This window comes from Algibacter luteus, from assembly GCF_030344935.1.
Lineage (GTDB): Bacteria > Bacteroidota > Bacteroidia > Flavobacteriales > Flavobacteriaceae > Arenitalea > Arenitalea lutea.
On the sequence record NZ_CP128313.1, the window covers coordinates 480,408 to 506,837 of the forward strand.

The 26,430-nt window shown below is 34.5% G+C and carries 22 protein-coding genes; 9 read left to right on the plus strand and 13 right to left on the minus strand.

Features of this window, described 5'->3' with window-relative positions; all coding sequences use genetic code 11:
• Positions 1-74 precede the first annotated feature (74 nt).
• Positions 75-851: a TerB family tellurite resistance protein gene (locus O5O44_RS02125; RefSeq protein ID WP_289195552.1), complete on the plus strand. Its 777-nt coding sequence runs from the start codon at positions 75-77 to the stop codon at positions 849-851.
• Between the two features lie 83 nt (positions 852-934).
• Here O5O44_RS02125 and O5O44_RS02130 read toward each other — a convergent pair whose 3' ends face one another.
• The gene (locus tag O5O44_RS02130; RefSeq protein ID WP_289195553.1) at positions 935-1,171 is read right to left on the minus strand and encodes a hypothetical protein; all 237 of its coding nucleotides are present in this window, start codon (positions 1,169-1,171) and stop codon (positions 935-937) included.
• Positions 1,172-1,349: 178 nt separating this feature from the next.
• Positions 1,350-2,366, minus strand: coding sequence for a S66 peptidase family protein (locus tag O5O44_RS02135; RefSeq protein ID WP_289196460.1), 1,017 nt, complete (start codon positions 2,364-2,366; stop codon positions 1,350-1,352).
• A gap of 288 nt (positions 2,367-2,654) precedes the next feature.
• Here O5O44_RS02135 and metG point away from each other — a divergent pair, with 288 nt between their 5' ends.
• The 3 genes from metG (at position 2,655) to O5O44_RS02150 (ending at position 7,711) form a co-directional block, all read left to right on the plus strand.
• Positions 2,655-4,721: a methionine--tRNA ligase gene (gene metG, locus O5O44_RS02140; RefSeq protein WP_289195554.1), complete on the plus strand. Its 2,067-nt coding sequence runs from the start codon at positions 2,655-2,657 to the stop codon at positions 4,719-4,721.
• 21 nt (positions 4,722-4,742) lie between these two features.
• Positions 4,743-5,261 (plus strand): ferritin, encoded by a 519-nt coding sequence (locus tag O5O44_RS02145; RefSeq protein ID WP_019388419.1) that lies wholly within the window; start codon positions 4,743-4,745, stop codon positions 5,259-5,261.
• 332 nt (positions 5,262-5,593) lie between these two features.
• Entirely contained in the window at positions 5,594-7,711 is a 2,118-nt protein-coding gene (locus O5O44_RS02150) for a Tex family protein (RefSeq protein ID WP_289195555.1), read from the plus strand.
• Positions 7,712-7,775: 64 nt separating this feature from the next.
• Here O5O44_RS02150 and O5O44_RS02155 read toward each other — a convergent pair whose 3' ends face one another.
• A complete protein-coding gene (locus O5O44_RS02155; RefSeq protein ID WP_289195556.1) occupies positions 7,776-9,095 on the minus strand; it encodes an OmpP1/FadL family transporter in 1,320 nt (439 codons plus the stop codon).
• 362 nt (positions 9,096-9,457) lie between these two features.
• Here O5O44_RS02155 and sqr point away from each other — a divergent pair, with 362 nt between their 5' ends.
• The 3 genes from sqr to O5O44_RS02170 are packed head-to-tail and all read left to right on the plus strand — an operon-like array spanning position 9,458 to position 11,544.
• On the plus strand, positions 9,458-10,705 hold the full coding sequence (gene sqr / locus O5O44_RS02160; RefSeq protein WP_289195557.1) for a type III sulfide quinone reductase, selenoprotein subtype: 1,248 nt from the start codon (positions 9,458-9,460) through the stop codon (positions 10,703-10,705).
• A 27-nt stretch (positions 10,706-10,732) separates the two neighbouring features.
• Positions 10,733-11,041 (plus strand): TusE/DsrC/DsvC family sulfur relay protein, encoded by a 309-nt coding sequence (locus O5O44_RS02165; protein ID WP_019388424.1) that lies wholly within the window; start codon positions 10,733-10,735, stop codon positions 11,039-11,041.
• Positions 11,042-11,091: 50 nt separating this feature from the next.
• The gene (locus tag O5O44_RS02170) at positions 11,092-11,544 is read left to right on the plus strand and encodes a DsrE/DsrF/DrsH-like family protein (RefSeq protein WP_289195558.1); all 453 of its coding nucleotides are present in this window, start codon (positions 11,092-11,094) and stop codon (positions 11,542-11,544) included.
• Between the two features lie 62 nt (positions 11,545-11,606).
• On the opposite strand, the gene O5O44_RS02175 is transcribed toward O5O44_RS02170, so the two are convergent.
• Positions 11,607-12,038, minus strand: a complete 432-nt coding sequence (locus O5O44_RS02175) for a tellurite resistance TerB family protein (RefSeq protein ID WP_289195559.1) — start codon at positions 12,036-12,038, stop codon at positions 11,607-11,609.
• Between the two features lie 259 nt (positions 12,039-12,297).
• Between O5O44_RS02175 and mfd the strand changes: the two genes are divergently transcribed.
• Both mfd and O5O44_RS02185 read left to right on the plus strand, forming a co-directional pair.
• Positions 12,298-15,675, plus strand: coding sequence for a transcription-repair coupling factor (mfd, locus tag O5O44_RS02180; RefSeq protein ID WP_289195560.1), 3,378 nt, complete (start codon positions 12,298-12,300; stop codon positions 15,673-15,675).
• Positions 15,676-15,709: 34 nt separating this feature from the next.
• Entirely contained in the window at positions 15,710-17,044 is a 1,335-nt protein-coding gene (locus O5O44_RS02185) for a TlpA family protein disulfide reductase (protein ID WP_289195561.1), read from the plus strand.
• Between the two features lie 2 nt (positions 17,045-17,046).
• Here the strand turns inward: O5O44_RS02185 and O5O44_RS02190 are convergent, their stop codons facing one another.
• From O5O44_RS02190 to O5O44_RS02235, 9 genes are all read right to left on the minus strand, one after another.
• On the minus strand, positions 17,047-17,406 hold the full coding sequence (locus O5O44_RS02190; RefSeq protein WP_019388429.1) for a YraN family protein: 360 nt from the start codon (positions 17,404-17,406) through the stop codon (positions 17,047-17,049).
• A gap of 3 nt (positions 17,407-17,409) precedes the next feature.
• Complete coding sequence (locus O5O44_RS02195) at positions 17,410-18,570, minus strand: metal ABC transporter permease (protein WP_289195562.1); 1,161 nt, start codon at positions 18,568-18,570, stop codon at positions 17,410-17,412.
• The gene (locus O5O44_RS02200; protein ID WP_026010119.1) at positions 18,563-19,690 is read right to left on the minus strand and encodes a metal ABC transporter permease; all 1,128 of its coding nucleotides are present in this window, start codon (positions 19,688-19,690) and stop codon (positions 18,563-18,565) included. The genes O5O44_RS02195 and O5O44_RS02200 overlap by 8 nt, the downstream gene beginning before the upstream one ends.
• Before the next feature lie 360 nt (positions 19,691-20,050).
• The gene (locus tag O5O44_RS02205; RefSeq protein ID WP_019388432.1) at positions 20,051-20,788 is read right to left on the minus strand and encodes a metal ABC transporter ATP-binding protein; all 738 of its coding nucleotides are present in this window, start codon (positions 20,786-20,788) and stop codon (positions 20,051-20,053) included.
• Between the two features lie 378 nt (positions 20,789-21,166).
• Positions 21,167-22,072 (minus strand): metal ABC transporter solute-binding protein, Zn/Mn family, encoded by a 906-nt coding sequence (locus O5O44_RS02210; protein WP_289195563.1) that lies wholly within the window; start codon positions 22,070-22,072, stop codon positions 21,167-21,169.
• A 7-nt stretch (positions 22,073-22,079) separates the two neighbouring features.
• Positions 22,080-22,889 (minus strand): transporter, encoded by an 810-nt coding sequence (locus tag O5O44_RS02215; RefSeq protein WP_019388434.1) that lies wholly within the window; start codon positions 22,887-22,889, stop codon positions 22,080-22,082.
• Complete coding sequence (locus tag O5O44_RS02220; RefSeq protein ID WP_019388435.1) at positions 22,876-23,535, minus strand: metal-dependent transcriptional regulator; 660 nt, start codon at positions 23,533-23,535, stop codon at positions 22,876-22,878. The genes O5O44_RS02215 and O5O44_RS02220 overlap by 14 nt, the downstream gene beginning before the upstream one ends.
• Before the next feature lie 281 nt (positions 23,536-23,816).
• Entirely contained in the window at positions 23,817-25,916 is a 2,100-nt protein-coding gene (gene feoB / locus O5O44_RS02230; protein WP_289195565.1) for a ferrous iron transport protein B, read from the minus strand.
• A complete protein-coding gene (locus O5O44_RS02235) occupies positions 25,909-26,145 on the minus strand; it encodes a FeoA family protein (RefSeq protein WP_019388438.1) in 237 nt (78 codons plus the stop codon). The genes feoB and O5O44_RS02235 overlap by 8 nt, the downstream gene beginning before the upstream one ends.
• Between the last annotated feature and the right edge of the window lie 285 nt (positions 26,146-26,430).

Genomic DNA, 26,430 nt, shown 5'->3' on the forward strand with positions numbered 1-26,430 from the left:
TTCAACTGTAACAAAAGCATAAAAAATTCAACTAACAATGGTATATTTGGTCGTATTTAAAATAAAATAATTACATGGGTTTTTCAAAATGGATAGGTGCGTCAATTGGTTGGTCGTTTGGTGGTCCTATTGGTGCAATAATAGGTTTAGCAATAGGTAGTGTTATCGATGCTATGGCAAATGGTAAGGATAATCCGTTTTTAGGTCAGGGGCAACAAACTAGAAGAGGCAGAACAACCTACAGAACCCAACCCAGACAACGCCCACAAACACAATCGGGCGATTTTGAAGTGAGTTTACTCATTTTAGCTTCGGTAGTTATCAAAGCAGATGGTAAGCAAGATCAAAGCGAGTTAGATTTTGTGCGTCAGCAATTCTTAAACATGTATGGTAAAGAACGTGCAAATCATGCCTTTAAGTTATTTAAAAATATACGGAAGCAAAATGTTTCGGTAAGACCCGTTTGTTTGCAAATTCGACAAATGATGGATCATCCATCACGTCTACAATTAATGCATTTCTTGTTCGGTATTGCCAAGGCTGATGGTACAGTTACAAGCGACGAAGAAAAACAGATTTACACAATTTCAGGTTATTTAGGCATCAGTTCTAAAGATTACGAAAGTATAAAAGCCATGTTTTATAACAGTAGCGACAATGCTTATAAAGTTTTAGAGGTTGATAAAAGCGCTACCGATGACGAAATTAAAAAAGCATACCGTAAAATGGCCAAAAAATACCACCCAGATAAGGTGATTCATTTAGGGAAAGAACACCAAAAAGGCGCTGAAGAAAAGTTTAGGCAAGTGCAAGCTGCTTACGAGCAATTGCAAAAGGAACGTGGGTTTTAATCTTTCCAAGATTAAAATAATTCACAAAAAAAAAACCAGCTAAACAAAAATGTAAAGCTGGTTTTTTTTTAAAGTAAAAGTTCTTATTTACTCTTGTAGATTTTAGTTTCATTATCTTTTTTAAAGACATAAACTATCTTGTTTTCTGCATCTGTATATACTGATGAAACTTTCCATCCCTCCGTTTTTGTAGCCTCTAAAAGACATTTTCGAACATCTGGATTGTTTAAGTTTAAACTTGAATTAATGGTGTCATCAGCTTTTACATCTACTGAAGCCAAAAGCATCATTGCTGCGAATAAAAATTGTAGTTTTTTCATGTTAGGGATTTTTTAATGAATTAATATGAACTACAAGATTATCACTTATATCTTCAATCATTAAAAATATTAGTTGATTTCCCCTTTAAAACCGTTCAATTCAGTTTGTTGTCTGTAAAAAACAGATTAATTCGACGACTGACTCGTCAATTATAAGATTTATAGCTAGTTAGAAGGATTATTCAAAGACAATAGTTGTTTTGTTTTTCGCAACATTCAATTGAATTGTGCGTCCCATAATTAAAGCTCGGTTGTCATTTTCATGACCAGCAGGCATGTTGAAGGCTATAGGGAAGCTGTATTCCAAAAGGGCATCTAAAATTAATTGTTCTATTGATGTACCCCAAAGTGTGGTGTTGGTTCTTAATTTTGAAATATCACCAACTATTACACCTTTACAACTATCAAAATAACCAGCACGTTTTAAACTTTGTAACATCCGGTCTATATGGTATTTGTATTCGCCTATTTCTTCAATGAACAAAATTTTACCAGAAACATCAATACTTGTATCCGATCCTAGCATGGTATGCAGTAAGGTGAGATTTCCTCCAACCAATTGTCCTGTAGTTTTGCCTGTCTTGTTATAAGTTGAACCCTCAATGGTGTAACTCAATGGTTTGCCAAAAATAGCATCTTTAAAAGAGGTTACACTAGCTTCAATTTCGGTTGCATCGGCATCTAAACTCACACACATAATGGCATGCAAACTCTCTACACCCTCGTTATGAATTTGGTTGTGAAGCGCTGTAATATCAGAATATCCAATCAACCATTTTGGGTTTTGTTTGAATATAGAAAAATCTAGCTTGTCTAAAATTCTGACGGTTCCGTATCCGCCTCTAGCACACCAAATGGCCTTTATTTTTGGGTCGTCTAACGCTTTTTGTAGGTCTTCGCAACGCTCATTATCAGTGCCTGCAAAATGATTATCTACATTAAAAACATGTTTCCCAACCACTGAATGTAACCCCCAACTTTTTAATAAGGTTTGAGCTCGTTGAATTTCTTCTACTCGATTTTTTAAAATTCCTGAAGGAGCAACAATGGCAACTGTATCTCCTGGTTTTAAGTATGGTGGTTGTTTCAAAGTATGGTGATGTTTTGTTTCAACTGCATTTTGCGAATTCATATTTTCAATTCTTAGGAAGAAAAGAAGACATAACAAGCTAAGTATGAACAGGTTTTTAGACATAATGTAAAAGTACATTTTTTTTCACACGTTTAAATTTAATAATTAATCATAAAATTAAAACGTGTGTAACTACTCACTTCTCGAATTTAAATTATTTAAACTTTATTATAAAATGTATGTTTAAAAATTGTAAACTCTCGTTTCTAAATCGTACTCAAAATGTGTACTTTTACGGCTTCAAAATAACTTCGATAATGCATGTCCACTCGAGCGCAGTCGAGAGGTTTGTTAGAAATTGAGTAAAAGTATGGTCTCGACTGCGCTCGACCAGACATTAAGACAACAGAAATGAACAAACCAAAAAGATATACCATTACAACCGCATTACCATACACCAACGGTCCAATTCATATTGGGCATTTAGCTGGTGTCTACGTGCCTGCCGATATTTATGCGCGCTATTTGCGTTTAACAGGTAACGATGTAGCGTTTATTGGCGGAAGTGATGAACATGGTGTTCCAATTACCATTAAGGCAAAAAACGAAGGGGTTTCACCTCAAGATGTGGTTGATAAATACCATGCGATTATTAAAAAATCGTTTGAAGATTTTGGCATCACATATGATAATTATTCTCGTACCACTGCGCCTATTCATCATGAAACAGCTTCAGAGTTCTTTAAAACGCTTAATGAAAAAGGTGAATTTATTGAAGAAACTACAGAGCAATTGTATGATGAGGACGCGAACCAATTTTTGGCGGACCGATTTGTAACAGGAAGATGCCCAAAATGCGGTAACGAAGATGCTTATGGCGATCAATGTGAAAACTGCGGAACCAGTTTAAATGCCACCGATTTAATTAACCCTAAATCGGCATTAACGGGCAATGTGCCAACCTTAAAACAAACAAAACACTGGTTTCTACCTTTAGATAAACACGAATCTTTTTTAAAAGAATGGATTTTAGAAGGTCATAAAAAAGACTGGAAACCTAATGTTTACGGTCAATGTAAATCTTGGATTGATGATGGTTTGCGCCCTAGAGCCGTAACACGCGATTTAGATTGGGGAATTCCTGTGCCAGCAGAAGGTGGCGAAGGTAAAGTGCTTTACGTATGGTTTGATGCGCCAATTGGTTACATCTCGTCGACTAAAGAATGGGCTGCACGCGAAGGAAAAGATTGGGAGCCTTATTGGAAGGATAAAGACACCAAATTGGTTCATTTTATTGGTAAAGATAATATCGTGTTTCATTGTATTATTTTTCCAGCTATGTTAAAAGCGGAAGGCAGTTATATTTTACCAGATAATGTGCCAGCAAACGAGTTTTTAAATTTAGAAGGCAATAAATTATCAACTTCAAAAAACTGGGCCGTTTGGTTACCAGAATATTTAGAAGATTTCCCAGGACAGCAAGACGTATTGCGCTATGCATTAAATGCGAATGCGCCAGAAACTAAGGATAACGATTTTACTTGGAAAGATTTTCAAGCCAGAAATAACAATGAATTGGTGGCTATTTTCGGGAATTTTATCAATCGCGTAGTAGTTTTAACCAATAAATATTACGAGGGCATTGTTCCAGAACCTGCTGAATTTAATGAAGTTGATGAAGAAACTTTGGCCAGCGTAAAGGCATACCCAGATGTTATTGCAAGCTCAATTGAGCGGTACCGTTTTAGAGAGGCAGGGCAGGAATTAATGAATTTGGCTCGACTTGGTAACAAATACTTAGCCGACGCCGAACCTTGGAAAGTGATAAAAGAAGATGAAGCTAGGACTAAAACAATCATGTATGTAGCACTTCAAATTGCTTCGGCATTAGCGACTTTAAGCGAACCGTTTTTGCCTTTTACTTCAGAAAAATTAAAGAACATTCTAAATATTACTTCAAGCGCGCTTGAAACGTCTTGGAATGAAGTAAGCACCAAAAAAGAATTACTTCCTGCAGGACACCAAATAGGAAAAGCAGAATTGTTATTTTCTAAAATTGAAGATGATACCATTCAAAAACAACTGGATAAATTAGAAGCCAGTAAAAAAGCGAATGAAGCCGCAAATAAAACGGTAGAACCACAAAAAGACACCATTGCTTTTGATGATTTCACGAAATTGGATATTCGTGTTGGAACCATTCTGGAAGCTGAAAAAATGCCTAAAACTAAAAAACTATTAAAGTTGAAGGTTGATACTGGTATTGATACACGCACTATTGTGTCGGGTATTGCAGAAAGTTTTACAGCTGAAGATGTAATCGGGAAACGTGTTACAGTGCTTGTCAATTTAGCTCCAAGAGCGTTAAGAGGTGTAGAAAGCCAAGGCATGATTTTAATGACTGAAACTCCTGAAGGTAAGTTGGTTTTTGTAAATCCTGATGATGCCAGTGTTGGAAATGGTTTACAGATTAGCTAACTTTACATAAAACCAGAAATTATGTTATCAAAAACTATAGAAGATGCTTTAAATACTCAAATTAGAGTCGAGGCAGAATCTTCACAAATTTATCTTGCCATGGCCTGTTGGGCAGAAGTAAAAGGGCTAGAAGGGGTTTCAAATTTTATGTACGCGCAATCTGATGAAGAGCGCGAACACATGTTGAAACTTGTAAAATTTGTAAACGAACGTGGCGGTCATGCTAAAATATCTCAATTAAAAGCGCCTAATGTAACCTTTAAGTCTTTTAAAGAGATGTTTGAAAAATTGTTTGAGCACGAAGTGTTTGTGTCTCAAAGTATCAATGAATTGGTGCATATTAGTCTTCAAGAAAAAGACTATGCAACTCATAATTTTTTACAGTGGTATGTGGCTGAACAAATAGAAGAAGAAGCGGTTGCCAGAACTATTCTTGACAAAATAAATATGATTGGCGATGATAAAGGCGGGTTGTATTTATTTGATAGAGATATTGAAAATTTAACAGTAACTACAGCTGCTACAAAATCACCTGAATAATTTTAACAATTAAGCTTATTTAGATTCAATAAAAATAACTTATTTTTGCCTCAGTATTGAATACAATTCTCTGTGGGCAAAAAAAAGAAGCAAAAGAAAGCAATTAAAAAATTACGAAAATTAGGAATTGATCTTCCTGAAAAAGTAAAAAGTAGTTGCTGTAAAAAATTTAAGAAAGGCGAGAACAAGCGTTGTAAAAAATGTCCTTGCTATGATTTAATTAAGAAAGTCGCTTAACCAAAGTCGATCATTTGATTCTGTTAAGGCTAATAAAAATTCATGCCAGACCTGTCAGGTTTTTAAAACCTAACAGGTCTTTTTAAATTAGCAATATGTTAAACTTTATAATCTCACAAACAAAACTCCCAGAACAATCTGTAAAAAACACCATTGAATTACTCAATGAAGATTGCACCATCCCTTTTATATCCCGTTACAGAAAAGAGCGCACAGGTAATTTGGATGAGGTTCAAATAGGTGAAATTGTAAAATTCAAAGAGCAATTTGAAGCTTTAGAAAAACGTAAAATCGCCATTTTAAAAGCTTTAGAAGAGCAGGAGGTTTTAACTTCAGAATTAAAACAGAAAATAGAAGCTACTCAAGATTTAACCGCACTTGAAGATTTATACTTACCCTACAAAAAAAGCCGAAAAACTAAAGCTGAAAAGGCAAGACAAAATGGATTAGAACCATTGGCTAAAATCATCATGAGTCAGAATGCGAATGATGTAGAATCTATGGCTTATAAATATATAAAAGGCGATGTAAAATCCGCTGATGATGCACTAGAAGGCGCAAGACATATTATTGCTGAATGGATTAATGAACGCAGTGATATTCGGAATAACATCCGTCGCCAATTAGAGCGTTTCGCTATGATTTCCACGAAAGTGATAAAAATAAATGTGGATGATGAAAACGCTCAAAAATTTAGAGATTATTTTGATTGGGAAGAAAATTTAAGTCGTATCCCATCACACCGCTTGTTAGCGATTTTAAGAGCCGAAAAAGAAGGCTTTATTCGAGTAAAAATAGCCATTGATGATGATCGTGCAATCGATAATATAGAAAGGCGTATTATCAAAAGTAATAATGCATGTGCTGTACAGATTCAACTTGCCATAAAAGATGCATATAAACGCTTATTATTACCATCTTTAAGCAACGAAGCCTTACAAATAGCTAAAGATAAAGCCGATGAATCTGCCATTAGTGTATTTGCTAAAAACTTAAAGCAATTGTTATTAGGGTCGCCCTTAGGCGAAAAACGCGTATTAGCCATAGATCCAGGATTTAGAACAGGCTGTAAAGTAGTGTGTTTAAATGCTCAAGGCCAATTAAAATACAACGAAACCATATACCCGCATCCACCTAAAAGTGATAGTATTGGGGCTATGAAAAAAATAAGTTCACTTTGTGATGCTTATAAAATTGAAGCCATTGCCATAGGTAACGGTACAGCATCTAGAGAAACTGAAGCTTTAATAAGAAAAGTACATTTTAAAAACGATGTGCAAGTTTTTGTGGTTAGTGAAGCTGGTGCCAGTATTTATTCAGCTTCAAAAATAGCTCGTGAAGAGTTTCCAAATTATGATGTTACGGTTCGTGGTTCAGTGTCTATTGGGCGGCGTTTGCAAGACCCATTAGCAGAATTGGTAAAAATTGATGCTAAATCTATTGGTGTGGGGCAATATCAGCATGATGTAGACCAAACAAAATTGCAAAAACAATTGGATGTGGTGGTTGAAAATTGTGTGAATGCCGTAGGCGTCAACATCAATACCGCAAGTAAAAGTTTATTAAGTTACGTGTCTGGAATTGGTCCAAAACTAGCCGATAACATTTTCAATTACAGAAATGAAAAAGGTGTGTTTACCTCAAGAAACGACATTAAAAAAGTACCGCGATTAGGTGACAAAGCGTTTGAGCAAGGCGCTGCTTTTTTAAGAATTAAGGACGCTAAAAACCAATTAGATGATTCAGCAGTACATCCAGAAAGTTACTCTATAGTTACTAAAATGGCCAAAGATTTGGGCAAATCGGTTCAAGATTTAATAGGGAATTCAGAGTTACTTAAAAAAATTGATTTAAAGTGTTATTTTACAGAATCAGTGGGTTTGCTAACCCTTGAAGATATCATCAAAGAACTTGAAAAACCAGGTTTAGACATCCGAGAACAAGCTAAAGTGTTCACTTTCAATCAAAATATAAAAACCATTAACGATTTAAGAGTAGGGCAATTACTCCCAGGAATCGTTAATAACATAACTAATTTTGGATGTTTTGTAGATGTTGGGATTAAGGAAAGTGGATTAATTCATGTTTCAAACTTATCGGATAGTTTTGTAAAAGATGTGAATGAGCATGTGAGTTTGCATCAACAAATAATCGTTAAGGTATTAGAGGTAGATATTCCGAGAAAGCGTATTCAATTAAAATTACATCAATAAAAAAATGCGAACTCAAGGTTCGCATTTTTTATAATAACTCTTACTTTATCGTCTAAAGTACTTTTTAATCTTTTTGTGAGTTCAAAAATTTATATCTCACACCAAATTGAATCATCGATGTAGTCATGTCGTAAGATATCTCACTGTTGGGGATAGCCCCTAGCGGATTACTAGCACTGATAAACATAGGGTTTAAAACTTGACCTTCGGTAGCATCACCACTAGTACCATAATGAAATACGGTATCAAATGTCCAACTTTCATTGGCTTCATAGCTAAACCCTAATTGGAAGGCGTTTTTAATAATTGCGGTTGCAGGAATGTTAAAAAAAGCTACCTCTTCAGGAATTGGATTAGAGCTATACGTATAGCCTAATCGCAATGGTAATTTATCAACACCTTTGTATTGAATACCAGCTGATACAATGGAAATGTTTTCCCAACCAAAGCCTGCTACAGAAGCTGTTGGTGTCCATCCAGTTTCTGAGAAACCATCGGTGTTTTCATAATCCACCAATCTATAATCCAAGGCTAAATCAAGCAGATCATTAGTATACCCTAAACCAAATGATAAGATGGCAGGATAATCCATTTGAAATTTATTTTTTGCTGTAGAATTATCCAAATACGTATTATCAAATTCAAATTCACTAAATTTTTGTGTGGTTTTATAGGATGCACCTGCTTTAAATCCTGAACCAGAATCATAGAACAGTCCAAATTGTGCTCCAAATCCTGTGGCTGTAGCTTTATCTGTTGATGGATAACCTGAACCATTAGGGTTTGCAGTTGGGTTGGGGGCTAGTTCTAATGTAGAATAATTAAAAGTCGGTTGTACACCAATTGAGAATTTATCTGACAATTCATAAGCCCAAGAAAATCCAATTTGTAACAAAATATAATCCGATTCAATATGCCCAAAACCATTAGGTTGAGGCATATTTATAGGATTCGACATACTTTCTGGGAATGTAACACCAAACCCACTAATTCCAAAAGCAGAGGCACCAAAAGTATGCTTACTGTCTTCCTTTCCCCAAACCATTGCTAAGGCAGGCATAGGCGAAACCCCTCTATCATCTTTTGTGTTACCGCTAAAGAAGTTTCCAGTGGGTTGCCCACTAGAATCAAATTCAGGAACTGTAGAGAATAATTCAGGAGAAGAAAAGAATAATCCTAGATCAAATTTAATAATCTTATCGTCAAAAGTTGAAATAGAAGCAGGGTTCCATTGTAATGCGCCTGAAATATCAAGAGGTTGAGCCGTTGAAGCTCCACCCATAGACATGTTTACAGCGCCAACACCTTGCATAATATGACCTGCTTGTGATAAAACCGAAACAGAAAAAAGTAAAAATAACGAACGTAAAAAAAAAGTTTTCATAACTGAAATATTTAAAAGAATTCGAAAAGAAATACGGATAGAATTCTTATGGTTTGTAATGCGTCTACGAAGTTAATTTCTGATTACACACTGACCTATGACTTTTGTCACAATTGGTTGGTTTTTCAAAAAAATAAATTCTTCCTAATTAATAGTTAGGTTTATAATAATAAATGTCTTTTCAAGCGTGTTAAATTTGGTCGAGTGAAGCTAATTGAAATTTGTTTATCCTTGTGTAACCTTTGTTACACAAGGGTTTATATGACTTTCGTCATGATTTAAGTCTAACACAATGTTTAATTTTACTCCGAATTAAAACAGGAATAAATCAGTTTAGATGGTATTCCTAAAAACCAAAATCAATGAAAAATTTAGTTATTTTAGGTGCAGGTACTTCCGGAACTATGATGGCAAATCATTTGGTTTCCAAACTTCCTAAAAAGGATTGGAAAATCACCATTGTGGATCAGTATAAAACGCATTATTATCAACCAGGATTTTTATTTCTTCCTTTCGATACCTATACAGAAGATCAAGTAAAAAAAGAGGGCAAAAAATTTATTCCGAAAGGTGTTTATTACATTCAAAAAAAAATAGATAAAATTCTCCCTGAAGAAAATAAAGTAGCACTAGAAGACGAAACTTTAAGCTATGATATTCTCATAGTTGCAACGGGTTCTAAAATTGCACCAGACGAAACGGATGGTTTATTAGGGCCATTGTGGAAGAAGGATATCTTTGATTTTTACACGTACGAAGGCGCTTTGGCTTTACGAAACAAATTGCGCGAATGGAAAGGTGGAAAATTAGTAGTTCATATCACCGAAATGCCTATTAAATGTCCTGTTGCACCATTGGAATTTGCATTTTTAGCTGATTCTTACTTCAAAAATAAGGGCATGCGAGATAAGGTAGATATTACTTATGTAACGCCTTTAGATGGTGCATTTACAAAACCAACTTGCACCAAAGCCCTAAATTATTTGTTGAAGGAAAAGCAAATAAAGATAGAGACCGATTTTGCAATAATGGAGGTTGATAATGATAAGAAAGCCATTGTGGATTATGTGGACAGAGAAATTCCTTTTGATTTGTTAGTAACTGTACCTACCAATATGGGTGATGAAGTAATAGAACGATCAGGTTTGGGAGATGATTTAAATTTTATTCCAACACATAAACATACCTTACAATCTAAAGCTCATGAAAATATTTTTGTAATCGGTGATGCCACAAATTTACCAGCTTCTAAAGCGGGTTCTGTAGCACACTTTCAAGCAGAAACATTAACAGATAATATTATCTTACATACTAAAGGCTTTAAACTAAAACAAGAGTTTGATGGTCACGCCAATTGTTTTATAGAAACAGGTAATAATAAAGCGCTATTGATTGACTTTAATTATGACCAAGAACCAGTTCATGGCACATTTCCATTTGCAAAAATAGGCCCCCTAAAATTATTAAAAGAAAGTGTATTTAACCATTGGGGAAAATTAGCTTTCAGGTGGATTTATTGGAACATGTTGTTAAAGGGTATACCAATACCATTTGTTGGTAGAAACATGAGTTTTAAAGGAAAAAAATTCGATATAAAAGCAGATAACTAGTTAATAACCTTATAAATTTTAGAAATAATGAAAAAAGTAATCGCAAATAGAGAAATCGATGTAAACGAAGAAGGCTACTTAGTAGACTTTAAACAATGGGACCGCGAAGTCTGTGAATGTATAGCAGGTGAGTGTAATGTGGTAATGACCGAAAAACACTGGGAAGTAATAGAGTACTTGCAAGACAAGCATCATAAAGATGAGCCATTATCTATTCGTGGCATTAAAAAAAGTGGCGTTATAAACATAAAAGAGTTTTATGAACTTTTCCCTGGAGGGCCATTAAAAAAATCAACACTTATTGCAGGAATCCCTAAGCCAAAAAGCTGTATTTAAGTTAACTAACACATCAAACACAAGAAATTATGGGCACAAAAGTCAAAAAAATGCTTTTTATATTATCCAAAGCTACCATTGAAAATGCTTATGCAGCATTTGTAATGGCAAATGGAGCAAGAATGGAAGGCATAGAATCCGAAATATTTTTTACTTTCTTTGGTTTAGAAGCTATTCAAAAGAAAAAATTAGAACATTTACACGTGGCTACCGTTGGTAACCCAGGAATGCATATTCCAACTATGTTAGGCGGTTTACCAGGAGTGGAAGCATTGGCAACCAAAATGATGAAAAAAGAAATGGAAAAACTAGATATGCCACCTATTGGCGAATTTTTAGAAATTCTTTCAGATTCTGGGTGTAAACTATGGGCATGTAAATTGGCTGTAGATATGTTCCATTTAAAAGAAGAAGATTTAATTGATGAATTAGATGGAATTCTAACTATTGGAGATTTTTATAGTAGAGCAGATCAAGAAGGCTGCCAACTCCTCTTTATTTAATTTTAAAGCTAAAAAAAATGCGAACCCAATGGTTCGCATTTTTTATTCTTATATAATAGAATTTACCTATTCATATTCTTTATTTCCTGTACAAACGTGTCTAAATCTACACCGTTACTAACTAGAGTTAAAGCTTTATCTACAATATACTTTACGTTTACCGCATGAAAACCAAGACCAACGCCTATTTTCTTTAAAAGCATCATTTCAGCATCGCCTTTAATCGTGTCAACATGAATCATACGCACCAAATCATACAAACGCTCTAACCTTAAATCGTAAGATGCTGGCGGGTTTATAGGGTGCGATTGGTAATTTTTTAAAATGAGTTTATAATCCTCAGCACTAATATTTAAATTAGTTGCTAATCTATCCAAAAACTTTTTCTCATCATCTGTAATTACACCATCTGCCATAGCCACACGAACAATTGCAGCAAAATGACTTTCATTACGCTTTTTAAACCCACTGTCAAATAAATCTGAAAACGACATATATACTTCTTTTTAGTGCTGCAAACGTACATATTTTTTTTAAGATTTTAAACCGAAATTTTAATTTTTTGGGCGTTACCACAAGGGTCGGGCTTTCCGCTACAAGTCCTCGCTTCGTTCCTTCGCTGTGGGCTTTCCACTACAATCCCTAACGCGTGTGCACAACACTTTTTTAGCTACATAAAAAATTGCGAAATTATAATTAACTCACATTTAAATAAACCTAAACCTTATATTTGCATTCGTAAAACAAAATTAGGTGAGTAAAACCCTTATCTCTCAAACCTATTTACAGACTTTGCAAAAGCAAAATCTGCAAAATGCTATTGCCCAAACCCAAGCAAAAACACATTTAAAAGGCCTCGTAGGATCTTCATTATCCTTTGTTATTGCTGCTGTTTTTAAAGAGGTTCAAAAGCCTTTTTTATTAGTGTTTAACGACAAAGAAGAGGCAGCGCATTACCTTAACGATTTAGAACAACTTTTAAGCGATAAAGATGTACTTTTCTACCCAGGAAGCTACAGAAGGCCATACGAAATTGAAGAAACTGATAATGCCAATGTATTATTACGCGCTGAAGTTTTAAACCGCATCAACTCACAAAAAAAACCAGCAATTATTGTTACTTATCCCGATGCACTTTTCGAGCAGGTGGTAACACGAAAAGAACTGGAACGACATACTCTAAAAGTTGGTGTAAACGATAAGTTATCAATCGATTTTGTAAACGAAGTCCTTTTTGATTATCAATTTAAACGTGTCGATTTTGTAACCGAACCTGGAGAGTTTTCAGTGCGTGGTGGTATTGTAGATGTATTTTCATTCTCGCACGACGAGCCTTATCGTATCGAATTTTTTGGCGATGAGGTTGATAGTATCCGTACATTCGATGTAGAAACACAACTGTCCATCGAGCAAATAAAAAAAATCAACATCATACCCAATGTTGCCAATAAATTATTGCAAGAAAGCAGGCAAAGTTTCTTAAAATACATCGCTCAAAAAACAATAGTGTGTATAAAAAATGCCGATTTACTTTTTTCTCGAATCGACGATTTTTATGCAAAAGCCGAAGAAGCCTTTAAAACCCTTTCAGAAGATATAAAACATGCCGAACCTCACGAATTATTTTGTGATGCCGCATTACTAAAAAAGCAATTACTTGATTTCTCTATTGTTGAATTTGGAAGTTCTGCTATCATGTCGAGTACTTCTGCTGTGCCAAGCACAGGCTCCGTCGAGACTTCTCAACATATAGAATTTAACACCACACCACAACCCGCATTTAACAAGCAATTTAATTTATTAATTGAAAATTTAAATGCTAATTCCGAGAACGGTTATACTAATTATATAGCTTGTGTTAGCGAACAGCAAGCTAAACGGTTTCATGATATTTTTGACGATTCTCATCTCGATGTTAAAGCATATCAAACTATAATTTTATCATTACACCAGGGTTTTATAGACCATGATAATAAAATAGCCTGTTATACCGATCATCAAATTTTTGAGCGCTACCATAAGTTTCATTTAAAAAACGGATATGCTAAAAAACAGGCCATAACTTTAAAAGAGCTCACCAATTTAGATATTGGCGATTATGTAACGCACATAGATCATGGTATTGGGCGTTTTGGCGGACTTCAAAAAATAGATGTAGAAGGTAAAAAGCAAGAAGCCATAAAACTTATTTATGGCGAGCGCGATGTATTGTATTTAAGTATTCACTCGCTTCATAAAATCACTAAATTTAATGGTAAAGATGGCAAACCACCTAAAATTTACAAATTAGGGAGTAATGCTTGGAAAACCTTAAAACAAAAAACAAAAGCCCGTGTAAAACACGTCGCTTTCAACTTAATAAAACTCTACGCAAAACGTAAAACCGAAAAAGGCTATCAATACAATCCCGATAGTTACATGCAACACGAACTGGAAGCTTCTTTTATTTATGAAGACACCCCCGATCAAAGTACTGCAACGGCCGATATTAAAGCCGATATGGAAAGTGAGCGCCCCATGGATAGACTTATTTGTGGCGATGTAGGTTTCGGAAAAACAGAAGTTGCAATTCGTGCAGCATTTAAAGCGGTAGATAATGGTAAACAAGTAGCTGTATTGGTGCCAACTACTATTTTAGCATATCAACACTCAAGGACCTTTAAAGACCGCTTAAAAGACTTCCCTTTAACCGTTGATTATCTAAACCGATTTAGAACCGCGAAAGAAAAACGAGAAACCTTAGAAGCTCTAGATCAAGGTAAAGTTGATATTATCATTGGTACCCATCAACTCGTAAATAAAAACGTAAAGTTTAAAGATTTAGGCTTACTTATTGTCGATGAGGAACAAAAATTTGGAGTTGCTGTAAAAGAAAAGCTAAAAACCTTAAAAGATAACGTTGATGTACTAACCTTAACCGCAACACCAATACCTAGAACGCTTCAGTTTAGTTTAATGGCTGCGAGAGATTTATCGGTTATTACAACACCCCCTCCAAATCGATACCCTATCGAAAGTCATGTTATTCGTTTTAGCGAAGAAACTATTCGTGATGCTATTAGTTACGAAATTCAACGTGGTGGACAAATATTCTTCATTCATAACAGAATCGAGAATATAAAAGAGGTAGCAGGCATGTTACAACGCCTAGTGCCTGATGCTAAAATTGGTATTGGTCATGGGCGAATGGAAGGTAAAAAATTAGAACGACTCATGCTTTCGTTTATGGATGGTGAGTTTGATGTTTTAGTAAGCACTACCATTGTAGAAAGTGGTTTAGATGTGCCAAACGCCAACACCATTTTTATAAATAACGCGAATAATTTTGGGCTTAGCGATTTGCACCAAATGCGCGGACGAGTAGGACGTAGCAACAAAAAGGCATTTTGTTATTTCATTACTCCAGAATATTCAGCAATGACGGATGATGCTAGAAAACGTATCACCGCCTTAGAGCAATTTACCGAATTAGGTAGCGGGTTCAACATTGCCATGAAAGATCTAGAAATTAGAGGGGCTGGCGATTTACTGGGTGGTGAACAAAGTGGGTTTATAAATGAAATAGGATTTGATACCTATCAGAAAATATTAAATGAAGCGATTGATGAGTTGAAAGAGAACGAGTTTAAAGACTTGTATAATGATGATAACTCTGAGAAAGTTTATGTAAAAGATGTGACGATAGACACAGATTTTGAATTGTTGTTTCCAGATAGCTATGTTAATAATATTGCTGAAAGACTGAACCTTTATACCCAATTAAACAACTTAAAAACTGAAGCTGATTTGATTACCTTTGAAAAGGAATTGATAGACCGTTTTGGAGAATTACCCAAACAAGTGACCGATTTGTTAAACAGTGTCCAAATAAAGTGGTTAGCTACTAAAATTGGATTTGAAAAAATCATCATGAAAAAAGGTAAGTTAATAGGTTATTTTATTAACGACCAACAGAGTAGTTTTTACCAAAGTCATAATTTTACTAAAGTGTTACAGTTTGTACAAACTCATCCTAACGCGTGTAAAATGAAAGAAAAACAAACCCGAAGTGGTTTACGATTAATGCTAACTTTCGAGAATATTAAATCTGTAAAAAAAGCGTTAGAGGTTTTACAACCTATTGTGGCTTGATTATTGATTTTAAAATAAGGAATATCTAAAATACATGAAACGATTACTTTTTATAGCCTTTTTAATACCAAGTATGTTACTTGCACAACACAGTATTAAAGGTGTTTTTTATCCCGCAGAAGATTTTAATTTTGCACTTCTTTATAAGGTTAACCCAACTATTTCAGATTATATATCCAATGCAGAAATAAAAGAAGATGGTAGTTTTGAGTTCAAATTAGATTCTACGGCTACTAAAGGTATGTATCGATTGGTGTATGCAGTTCCTCAAGAAGATTATAATTTTGATATTATGTACAACGGGAAGGAAGACATTGAACTCACGTTTATGTCAGAAACTGGTGTGGAATTCAAGAAATCTACGGTTAATAAATTATTATCTTCTTATACCAATAGCATGTCTATGGTAACTCAAAGCATAGGGAATTACTATGGAAAAGCAAGTAAAGATACCCTAGCGTTAAAGGCTATTTTTAAAACTCAGAAAGAAACACAAGAAAGTTTTGAGAAAGCTGCAAAAGGCACTATGGCTTTAGATTTTATTAAAGCGAACAGGCCCTATATTCCATCAAAGGTTGAAGATGTTAAAACTTATATTAAAAACTTAGAAAAGCATTATTTTGACCATGTAGATTTTAATAATAAAATCTTACAGAGCTCTAACTTTCTTGAAGAAAAAATGTTGAATTATGTATTTGGAATGTCTGCAAATTCTAAAGATGAACTTGAAAATTACAAAAGGAATATCGATGTGGTTTATCGCCATATGAAGACAGCTCCAAAAGAAGTACAGCGCATCTTGTTGTTTGATTTATGGCAGCAAATGTCTGATTTAGGATTTGAATCTATTTCAAATTATATAGCAGAAAATTATTTAATGAATGTTGCAGTGTCTTTAAATGATCAAGATCTTTTACATGCATTAATTTTATATAAAAATCTTTCAAAAGGTAATATAGCGTCAGATTTTGATGTTGAAGTCAAAGAAAAAGGAAAGCTTGTTACTAAGAAATTAACCCAATTAAATGTTGCCGAAAATTACATATTAGTATTTTGGAGTAGTGGTTGTTCGCACTGTTTAGAAGAAATACCTCAATTAAGAGATTTTGTAAATACTTTGGAAAAAGGCAAGGTAAAAGTAGTTGCTGTTGGTTTAGAAGATGAGCCTTACAGTTGGAAAAATCTAACTTATGATTTTCCTGATTTTATTCATGTTTACGGTGAAGGTAAATGGGATAACGAAATCGGTGACGCCTATGGTGTAACTTCAACACCAACGTATTTTATATTAGATAAGGATAAAAGAATTCTCGAAAAGCCATCAGACTTTAAATCTTTGGTAAAGTATATTCAAGGCGAAGAAGAATAAAACTAAAAATGGTAAAACGCATTTTTTAGATGCTCAATATTAAAGCCTTTACCTTCTTTTACAATGGCGATAATATCAAAACGTACCTCCACATCTAAATCGTTTACGGTTACATATTCATCAACAGCTTTTACTAAGCGTTGAATTTGTTTGGGTTTAACAAAATCTTGCGGATCTCCAAAATCGGAAGTAGAACGTGTTTTAACTTCAATAATAGCTAGAACACCTTCTTTTTGGGCAATAATATCCACTTCAGCTTTATCAAACCTGTAGTTGCGTTCAACGATATCATAATTGTTTTTCATAAGAAAATCTACTGCCAGTTGTTCGCCTTTTTTACCGAGTTCGTTGTGTTGTGCCATAGTTTAACCTCTAAACAAAAAGAAATCATCTTTCATGTGCTCAATTTGAGCATCTTTGTTAGTAATGATATAGTCGATAGCTTTTGATGTAAATTCATCACCTTTTTCGGTTAATGAAACTATGTTTTTATCAAACTGAATCATATTGTTTTTTAAAGCCAAATCTAAAACTGTTTTAGAACGCACTTTTTGCCAATTGATATGTTCGTTGAGGTGATTAACATGGCGCTCACTTTCTTCAATATGGTTTTTAAGGTGTAACAAAAACGTTAATAATGATACTTCAGTACGTTGTTGCTTTTCTCGATACATAACAGCAATAACACCTTTGTTAGGCGCAAATAAGTAAACCATAAAAAACAGTAAACCGAGCATTGTGGTTATCGATCCTGAAATTGAGGCATCCAAAACATGTGCTAACCAATATCCTGAAATGGCACTAAATACACCAAAACAGATGGCATATAAGAGCATGCGCTTTAAATTGTTTGTCAATAAATAGGCTGTTGCTGCTGGAGCAATCATTAAAGCAACGACTAATATGGCGCCTACCGCATCAAAAGCCCCAACAGTTGTAACCGAAGAAACCGTCATCAATCCGTAATGAATAACCGCAGGTGAAAAACCTAATGAAGCAGATAACCCAGCATCAAAAGTGCTTACTTTTAGTTCTTTAAAAAATGCGATTAATAGCCCGAAGGTAATAATTAAAATACTTCCAATAATCCACAGGGATTTTGGGCCAACATCGGCTCCAGAAATAACGAGTCTGTCGAATGGCGCAAATGCGAGCTCACCCAATAAAACCGCATCTACATCCAAATGGACGTCGTTAGCATTTTTAGCAATCATAATTACACCAATACTAAAGAGTACAGGAAATACTAATCCAATAGCGGTGTCTTCTTTTACTAACCCTGTTTTTTGAATATATTCTACCAAAACCACAGTAATAATACCAGTTATTGCTGCAAGTAATATTAATAATGGGGAGTTTAAATCTTGTGTTATAAAAAATCCAATAACGATACCAGGCAAGATAGAATGACTAATGGCGTCACTAATCATGGCCATTTTTCGAAGAACTAAAAACGTACCTGGAATGGCACATGCAATAGCAACTAAACTAGCAATAACCTGTATTTCTAATTGTGCATTACTCATTGTTATCGGATTGTTGGTTGTACAAATTTGATGCAATTTTAAAACCTTCTTCGGTCAAGCTCCACATGCTCCCGTCTAATTTCACATAATTTTTACGTACCAATTTTTGAAGCGTCCCTTTGGTAAAACCCTGAAAGTTGTTTAATATTTTAATAGCATGTGGGTGTGAAATATTTTCATGGGTTTCAGCAATTCTGAACATAAAAGCTAAGGTGTTATGAAGCTGTAAATCTCTACGGTTTTTAATAAATCGAATTTGCTTAAAAAGCAATCCTCGACTTGGTGAAAATACGAAAGAAACAAGCACAAAAACTCCTGCAACAATAACGATTACAGGTCCTGTTGAAAGGTTATTTTGAGTGGCACTTATTGCTGTACCAAATACACCTGAAAAAGCACCAAAAACAGCAGCAAGAAATACCATTATTCCTAGGCTGTCTGTCCATTGTCTTGCCGCAGCCGCCGGCGCAAGCAACATAGCACTCATTAATACCACGCCAACCGTTTGAAGGCCGAGTACAATGGCTAATACGATAAAGGAGGTTATTAATACATCAATAAAATTAGTATTGAAACCTAGAGTTTTGGTATAATCGGCATCGAACAATAAAATTTTAAATTCTTTCCAGAAAAGTAATAAAACAAAAAGGCAAATACCCGTTACTATGGCCATTAACCAGACATCACTTTCAACTAAAGTTGCTGCTTGACCAAAAAGATATTTATCGAGTCCTGCTTGGTTGGCATTAGGTTGTTTTTGGATGAATGTTAGCAACAACATACCGAATCCGAAAAACAAAGACAATATTAGCCCTAAGGCGGTATCAGATTTTAAATGTGTTTTACTAATTATACCTCGAATCCAAAACGTGCCTAAAAGTCCACTTATTAAAGCTCCCAACAATAACACATTAGTGTCTTTGGTTCCCGTAATTAAAAAAGCAATGGCAATTCCGGGTAAGGCTGCATGAGAAATAGCATCACCTAGTAAACTTTGTTTACGTAATACAGCAAAACTGCCTAGCATACCTGTAACTGCACCAAGAATGGCGGTTCCCATGGTTATGGTTCTTAAGGTATAGTCTGTAAAGACCAGTTTTATGTATTCTGTTATGTCCATAATTCCTGCGAAGGCAGGAATCTCTTCCTGATTTCACAATAGTTTTATTTTGTTATTCTAAACTTATCTTCAGAATTTATTGTTCACTTTGTTCATTTTGCCTTGATGCAAAACGAACCAAAAAATCAAGCTCAAGCCGAGGAATTTTTTATCCCGAATTTATCAGGATAAAAACCGATTTAAAAACTCCGCGTCGAACTGCGATCTCCTGTTCTCGGAGCTTTTCTGCATCTATTCTGCGCCTTGACGTTCAATTCTACGAATTGAATTGAGACTTGACTTTCATTTATTTACTTTTCTTGATCTATTTTTTAAATTAGAGTAAGAACTGTTTACTGCGACTGCGACTGTAAACTTATTTTACTCTTGAATACTCACTTTATAATTAATACCATAGGTTTTAGTAAGGTTATCATCATTAAAAATATCTTTTACCGGACCCGTGGCAATCTTTTTGACATTTAAAAAGGTTACCCAATCGAAATATTCTGGTACGGTTTGTAAATCGTGGTGTACTACTATAACAGTTTTTCCAGCTTTCCGTAATTCTTTAAGGATGTTTATGATGGCAATCTCAGTAGTGGCATCAACTCCTTGGAAGGGTTCATCCATAAAATAGATGGAAGCGTTTTGCACTAAGGCTCTTGCTAAAAATATTCGTTGTTGTTGCCCGCCTGAAAGCTGACTAATTTGACGGTTTTTAAAAGGAAGCATACCTACTTTTTCTAAAGCTTCTAATGCTGCCTTTTTTTCTTTTTGTCCTGGACGTTTTATCCAGCCCAAACTGCCGTAAGTGCCCATCATCACGACATCTAAAGCCGTTGTTGGAAAATCCCAATCTACACTGCCTTTTTGGGGTACGTAAGCTACGAGAGATCGCTGTTTATCATAGGGTTTATCGTAAATACTAACGCTGCCTGCTATAGGTTTTAAAATACCTAAAATAGATTTTATAAGCGTAGATTTACCAGCACCGTTGGGCCCCACAATAGCCATAAGAACGCCTTCGGGGATTTCTAAATCGATATCCCAAAGCACGGGTTTGTAGTTATAGGCTACTGTTAAATCGTCTACTTTTACGGCTATTTTTTGTTCCATCTCTTATTTATTTATGTGTTCATTTTGTCTTGATACAAAACGAACCAAAAAATCAAGTTCAAGCCGAGGAATTTTTTATCCCGATTTTATCGGAATAAAAACCGATTTGAAAACTCCGCGTCGAACTTCGTTCTCCTGTTCTCGGAGCTTTTCTTCATCTATTCTGCGCCTTGACGTTCAATTCTACGAATTGATTTGGGTGTTGACTTTTTGTTATTTTTTCTCATTTCTTATGTATATGTTCTTGCAAACTAATCTGTAATTACATGCTTTAAACTACTTTTGGCTGATAATTTAGCCCTGATAGAAGCGGCATCCTTTTTTGAGGCACGAAAAAAAGATACAGCGAATAGCAGGAAATAGCTTCAAATTAACATTTTATTTTAGTGCATTTACAATAGTGTTCACATTATACTTGAACATGCCTATATATGTGCCTTCAATGGTTCCAGCATCGCCCAACGCATCGGAATATAATGTGCCGCCAATGGTAACTTCGTGCCCTTTAGATTTTACTGCTGCTTGAAGCGCTTCAATGGTGCGTTTTGGTACCGAGCTCTCTACAAATATAGCTTTAACTTTATTTTCAATGATGAAGGCTGATAATTTTTGAACGTCTTTTACGCCGGCTTCGGTTGCAGTTGAAAGTCCTTGTAGGCCTACTACCTCAAAATCGAAAGCTTTACCGAAATAATTAAACGCATCATGCGCCGTTACCAAAATACGCTGCTCTTTTGGAAGACTACTTATGGTTTGCTCTAATTTATTTTTAAGCGTATTTAATTTTTCGATATAGACATTTCCGTTGGTTTCGAAGGTTGTTTTTTGCTCAGGTATAGCTTCTGAAAGTGTTTTTACCACAAATTCTGTAGCTTTTTTCCAATAGTTTATATCAAACCATATATGCGGGTCGTAGTTAGAAGCAAAATATTCTGAACCGATTAAAGTTGATTTGTCTAAAGCATCAGAAATAGCAATGGTTTTTTTGTTTTTCATTTTCTCGAAAACCTCAACTAGTTTGCCTTCTAAGTGCAACCCGTTGTAAAAAATAATGTCGGCGTTTGATAATTTGGTAACATCGCCTTCACTAGCTTTATATAAATGCGGATCGACACCGCTACCCATTAATCCTTGTAAATTAATGTGGTCGCCACCAATATTTTTAACTAAATCGGTAATCATGGTGGTGGTTGTAACTATATTTAGTTTATCGTTTGTCTTTTTTTCTTCTTTACAGCTCATGCAAACAGTAGAAAGAAGAAGTATGATAAGTATTTTTTTCATATCGAATTTATTTTAATTTGTTTGTTGGCTTAACACGATAACTCAACCCAAGTCCGAATAAAATATCTTGTCCTTCCGTAATGCTTGTTCCTAAATAGGTATCAAATTGTAAATCGTTTGAAACTAAATAGGTGAATCCGGCATCCCAATAGTGGTTTGCTTTATTGTCTTCTGGTAAATCGCCGTAAAGTTCTGCGTACATACCAAATTTATCATTAATACTATAACCATAAGCAAGTGTATAAATAGCTGAAGCTTCTGGAGAATCATTTCCCCATTCGGCACCTATATTGTACCCTAAACTTGATTTTTCACTAAGTGTATGAGATAATGATAATCTAAAATCAATGCTCGTATATTCGGGTCTGTAATCGGCAGATGCGCTAAAAACAGGAAACACATGTCCTATTAATGCTATTTCGGGCATGCAGCCATTTTCTTCTGCAATGTCGATTTTCATCCCTAAAAGCAATGGGGATAAACCGCTCGTTACATTATCCAGTTTATTATTGTTTATTTTATTAGTGCCTTCAACAAAATCCCAACCTAATCGTAATTCTAAGTTTTCTAGAACTCCGTATCGAATCAGCATCGTATTAAAAGTGTAGTTCTCAGATTTTATGTTTCCTGCTTCGTAGGATTCATACAATCCGCCTGTTTCAAACTGTAAAGTGCCTTTCCCTACAGTTGATGATGCTTCTGTAGCATCTGGTCGGTCGGTAACTAAGGGTTGAGAAAGTCTGTCATCTTCTTGAGAAAAAGTTAAAAAAGAAAATGATAAACTAAGTGAAAAAAGAGTGTATTTAATTGCTTTCATTGACATATATTATTGAAGTAAAGTCTTCGTTGAGTAAAATGGTATTATTGTTTATTAAAATTTGTGTCATTTTATTTTTGTTGAATTGCTTTGAAACAAATAGTGTGTTCCCGAATTTCAATCCGTGTTGCGCGCAAAATTCAAAAAACTCTTTATCGTCGCTCATTAATCTAGAAATCATGTATTTTTTCCCTTCACTGGTCTGAGAAAGCGCTATTGAGGTATCAGTGGTTGTTATTTCACCGTTAGCATTTGGAATCGGGTCTCCGTGCGGGTCGAACTTAGGGTTCCCCAGATATTCACTTATTTTGTTTGCCAATAAATCTGAAGTTTGATGTTCTAATAATTCAGCTTCTCGATGAATATCGTGTAAAGACATATCAAACAATTTAAATAATAAACTTTCCCATAAACGATGCTTTCGCACCACATTTAAAGCCATTTTATTGCCTTTATCTGTTAGTTTTAAAGCTTGATATTTTTCGTAATGCAGTAAATCTTTTGAGGCTAATTTCTGTGCCATATCTGTGGCTGCTGCGTTAGAAATGCCAAGTTTTTTTGCTATGTTACCTGGTTTGGTATCATTATTATCTCGTTTTCCGTTTTTGTAAATGGCTTTTACAAAATTTTCTATGGCTATAGACATTTTTAATTGCTTTAAACAATATTTAAGTAAGCTTAAATATTTTTCAAAAGTAACTAAAAAAAATTAGTTACGAATAAAATCTGTAACTAATTTAAGTTATAAGGTATCAATTTGATTTAATGACAACCGCAACCATCGTCATTTCCACAAATTTTTTTAGACTTCGGTTTTTTTAAGAAGAATTTTTTAACTAGAAATGCTATAGCTAATGCTATTGCTGTAAAGACTAATATGTTTTGAATAATCTCATTCATAATAAAGTAGTCGAGTTTAAACTAGTTTCATTTCAATAGTTGAAACGCAATTAAGGCCACAATATATGCGAAAGCGGACATAATAACGAGTTGTAAAATTGGCCATTTCCAACTATTAGTTTCTTTTTTTACAATGGCTAGCGTACTCATACATTGCATTGCAAAAGCATAAAACAGCATTAATGAAATACCAGAAGCAAAGGTAAATAGTGGCCCACCTAAAACGGGGTTTACTTCGGCTGCCATTCTGTTTTTTATGGTAGCTTCATCATCATTTCCAACACTGTAAATGGTGGCAAGAGTACCAACAAACACTTCACGAGCTGCAAAACTGCTCACTATGGCAATACCTATTTTCCAATCGTAACCTAAAGGACGTATTGCAGGTTCTATGGCTCTACCAGTAATCCCAATAAACGAATGCTCTAACTTATGAGATGCTATTTTTTGTTGTAAATCATCATCAGTTAAATTTTGAGACGCGTATTCCGTTTTTATAATTTCGTCGGCGTTGTTAAATTGTTCTCCAGGACCGTAAGACGCCAAAAACCACAAAATGATTGAAATGGCTAAAATTATTTTACCTGCTCCAAAAACAAAGGATTTAGTTTTTTCGATAACTGTAAGCGCAACATTTTTAAAAAGTGGTAGTTTGTAGTTTGGCATTTCGACTACAAAAAACGTTTTACTTCTAATTTTTAATATTTTATTTAAAATATAAGCCGAAAGAATAGCGGTTCCAAAACCTATAAGATAGAGTAACATTAAGGTTAGGGCCTGATAACCCAATCCAAAAATGCGGCCTTCTGGAATAACCAAGGCTATGATAATTAAATAAACAGGTAAACGTGCAGAACAAGTGGTAAAAGGCGTTACTAAAATAGTAATTAAACGCTCTTTCCAACTTTCAATATTTCTGGTTGCCATAATGGCTGGAATAGCACATGCAGTACCCGAAATTAGTGGTACAACACTTTTACCACTAAGCCCGAAACGGCGCATAATTCGGTCCATTAAGAACACAACGCGACTCATATAACCACTTTCTTCCAACACGGCAATAAATAGAAATAAAAAGGCGATTTGTGGAATAAAAATGACGATGCCACCCAATCCTGGAATAATGCCTTCCGACAACAAACTTGTAAAAGCACCAGATGGTAATTGGTTTTTAGTCCATTCGCTTAAATTGGCAAACAACCCATCAATAAAATCCATTGGAATACTTGACCAGTCGTAAATGGCTTGAAAAATAGTAAGCAGAATAATTCCAAAAATTAAATACCCCCAAACTTTATGGGTTAAAATTCTATCAAGTTTTATACGTAAGTCTTTCGCTTGACTTAAATCTATCGTTTGCCCTTTATCCAGAGCTTCATTAATAAATTGGTAGCGCTTTATGGTTTCTTTTTGTTGTAAACGCTTTAAATCGGCTTTCGTTTTAGTTTTAAAATTAGCTACTGCATCAATTTTATTTCTATCGGTTTTTCCAAAATTGACATCTTGAGTAATTACCAACCAGAGTTTGTATAATAATTGATTAGGAAAGGCTTTTTTTAAATTTTCAAAATAGTCTTTGTCTATTTCTGTAGTATCAATACAAGGTTCTATAGAAACCTCTTTATAATTTGTAATAAGTTGTTTTAAGTTTTCAATGCCCTCATTTTTTCGAGTACTAATAAGTGCAATTTTGGTATTAAGTTTATCTTCCAAATAATCAATATCCAAGGAAATACCTTTGTAAAGCATTCGGTCGGCCATATTAATAACCAAAATTGTAGGAATCTCTAAATCTTTAATCTGGGTAAAAAGTAACAGATTTCGTTTTAAATTTTCAACATCGGTAACAACAACAGCTATATCAGGAAAATCTTTATCATTTTTATTCAGAAGTAGCTCGATTACTACATTTTCATCAAGAGAAGAAGCGTTTAAGCTGTAAGTTCCAGGTAAATCAATAATATGTGCTTTAACACCACGTGGTAGTTTGCAAATACCTTGTTTTTTTTCGACCGTAATTCCTGGATAATTTCCAACCTTTTGGTTTAACCCTGTTAAAGCATTAAAAACTGAGGTTTTCCCAGTATTTGGGTTCCCAATAAGTGCCACATTAATTTGTTTACTCATGTGCTACTTTTTCAATTAAAATAAGAGAGGCGGTTTCTTTTCTTATGGCTAAATGCGATCCGTTAATATTTAGATACATAGGGTCTTGAAACGGAGCTACTTGAACAAGAACAACTGTATTTCCAGGTAAACAACCCATTTCTAAAAGTTTTAAAGGGATATCAGATGATGAAACATCAGTAATTACAGCGCTTTCACCTCGTTTTAAATGTGCTAAAGTTGTCTTCAAGCTTATTTAGATTGATTTTAAAGAAGCAAAAGTAATGTAAAAGTTTAGAAGTATAAAAGTTTTAAATATAAATAATTGATCGGGCTTCTGTATGCCGTTAGTCTTATCTAACAAATGAAACGTTTTGACAAAAATTCCTATCGCAATATGTTACTAATTGTGTCATTTTGCAGGCTAAAAGCATTTTTGAAGACTTTTATGTTAATATAGCATATAAATATGCTAAATCTGTTGTTTTCAGCAAGTTGAAGTGAGGCTTATCTTTGCACCAGAATTAATTGCATA

Excerpts from the sequence above, each read along its gene's own strand:
- O5O44_RS02125 (WP_289195552.1), top strand. The coding sequence starts at position 75 with ATGGGTTTTTCAAAATGGATAGGTGCGTCAATTGGTTGGTCGTTTGGT.
- O5O44_RS02130 (WP_289195553.1), bottom strand. The coding sequence starts at position 1,171 with ATGAAAAAACTACAATTTTTATTCGCAGCAATGATGCTTTTGGCTTCA.
- O5O44_RS02135 (WP_289196460.1), bottom strand. The coding sequence starts at position 2,366 with ATGTCTAAAAACCTGTTCATACTTAGCTTGTTATGTCTTCTTTTCTTC.
- metG (WP_289195554.1), top strand. The coding sequence starts at position 2,655 with ATGAACAAACCAAAAAGATATACCATTACAACCGCATTACCATACACC.
- O5O44_RS02145 (WP_019388419.1), top strand. The coding sequence starts at position 4,743 with ATGTTATCAAAAACTATAGAAGATGCTTTAAATACTCAAATTAGAGTC.
- O5O44_RS02150 (WP_289195555.1), top strand. The coding sequence starts at position 5,594 with ATGTTAAACTTTATAATCTCACAAACAAAACTCCCAGAACAATCTGTA.
- O5O44_RS02155 (WP_289195556.1), bottom strand. The coding sequence starts at position 9,095 with ATGAAAACTTTTTTTTTACGTTCGTTATTTTTACTTTTTTCTGTTTCG.
- sqr (WP_289195557.1), top strand. The coding sequence starts at position 9,458 with ATGAAAAATTTAGTTATTTTAGGTGCAGGTACTTCCGGAACTATGATG.
- O5O44_RS02165 (WP_019388424.1), top strand. The coding sequence starts at position 10,733 with ATGAAAAAAGTAATCGCAAATAGAGAAATCGATGTAAACGAAGAAGGC.
- O5O44_RS02170 (WP_289195558.1), top strand. The coding sequence starts at position 11,092 with ATGCTTTTTATATTATCCAAAGCTACCATTGAAAATGCTTATGCAGCA.
- O5O44_RS02175 (WP_289195559.1), bottom strand. The coding sequence starts at position 12,038 with ATGTCGTTTTCAGATTTATTTGACAGTGGGTTTAAAAAGCGTAATGAA.
- O5O44_RS02185 (WP_289195561.1), top strand. The coding sequence starts at position 15,710 with ATGAAACGATTACTTTTTATAGCCTTTTTAATACCAAGTATGTTACTT.
- O5O44_RS02190 (WP_019388429.1), bottom strand. The coding sequence starts at position 17,406 with ATGGCACAACACAACGAACTCGGTAAAAAAGGCGAACAACTGGCAGTA.
- O5O44_RS02195 (WP_289195562.1), bottom strand. The coding sequence starts at position 18,570 with ATGAGTAATGCACAATTAGAAATACAGGTTATTGCTAGTTTAGTTGCT.
- O5O44_RS02200 (WP_026010119.1), bottom strand. The coding sequence starts at position 19,690 with ATGGACATAACAGAATACATAAAACTGGTCTTTACAGACTATACCTTA.
- O5O44_RS02205 (WP_019388432.1), bottom strand. The coding sequence starts at position 20,788 with ATGGAACAAAAAATAGCCGTAAAAGTAGACGATTTAACAGTAGCCTAT.
- O5O44_RS02210 (WP_289195563.1), bottom strand. The coding sequence starts at position 22,072 with ATGAAAAAAATACTTATCATACTTCTTCTTTCTACTGTTTGCATGAGC.
- O5O44_RS02215 (WP_019388434.1), bottom strand. The coding sequence starts at position 22,889 with ATGAAAGCAATTAAATACACTCTTTTTTCACTTAGTTTATCATTTTCT.
- O5O44_RS02220 (WP_019388435.1), bottom strand. The coding sequence starts at position 23,535 with ATGTCTATAGCCATAGAAAATTTTGTAAAAGCCATTTACAAAAACGGA.
- feoB (WP_289195565.1), bottom strand. The coding sequence starts at position 25,916 with ATGAGTAAACAAATTAATGTGGCACTTATTGGGAACCCAAATACTGGG.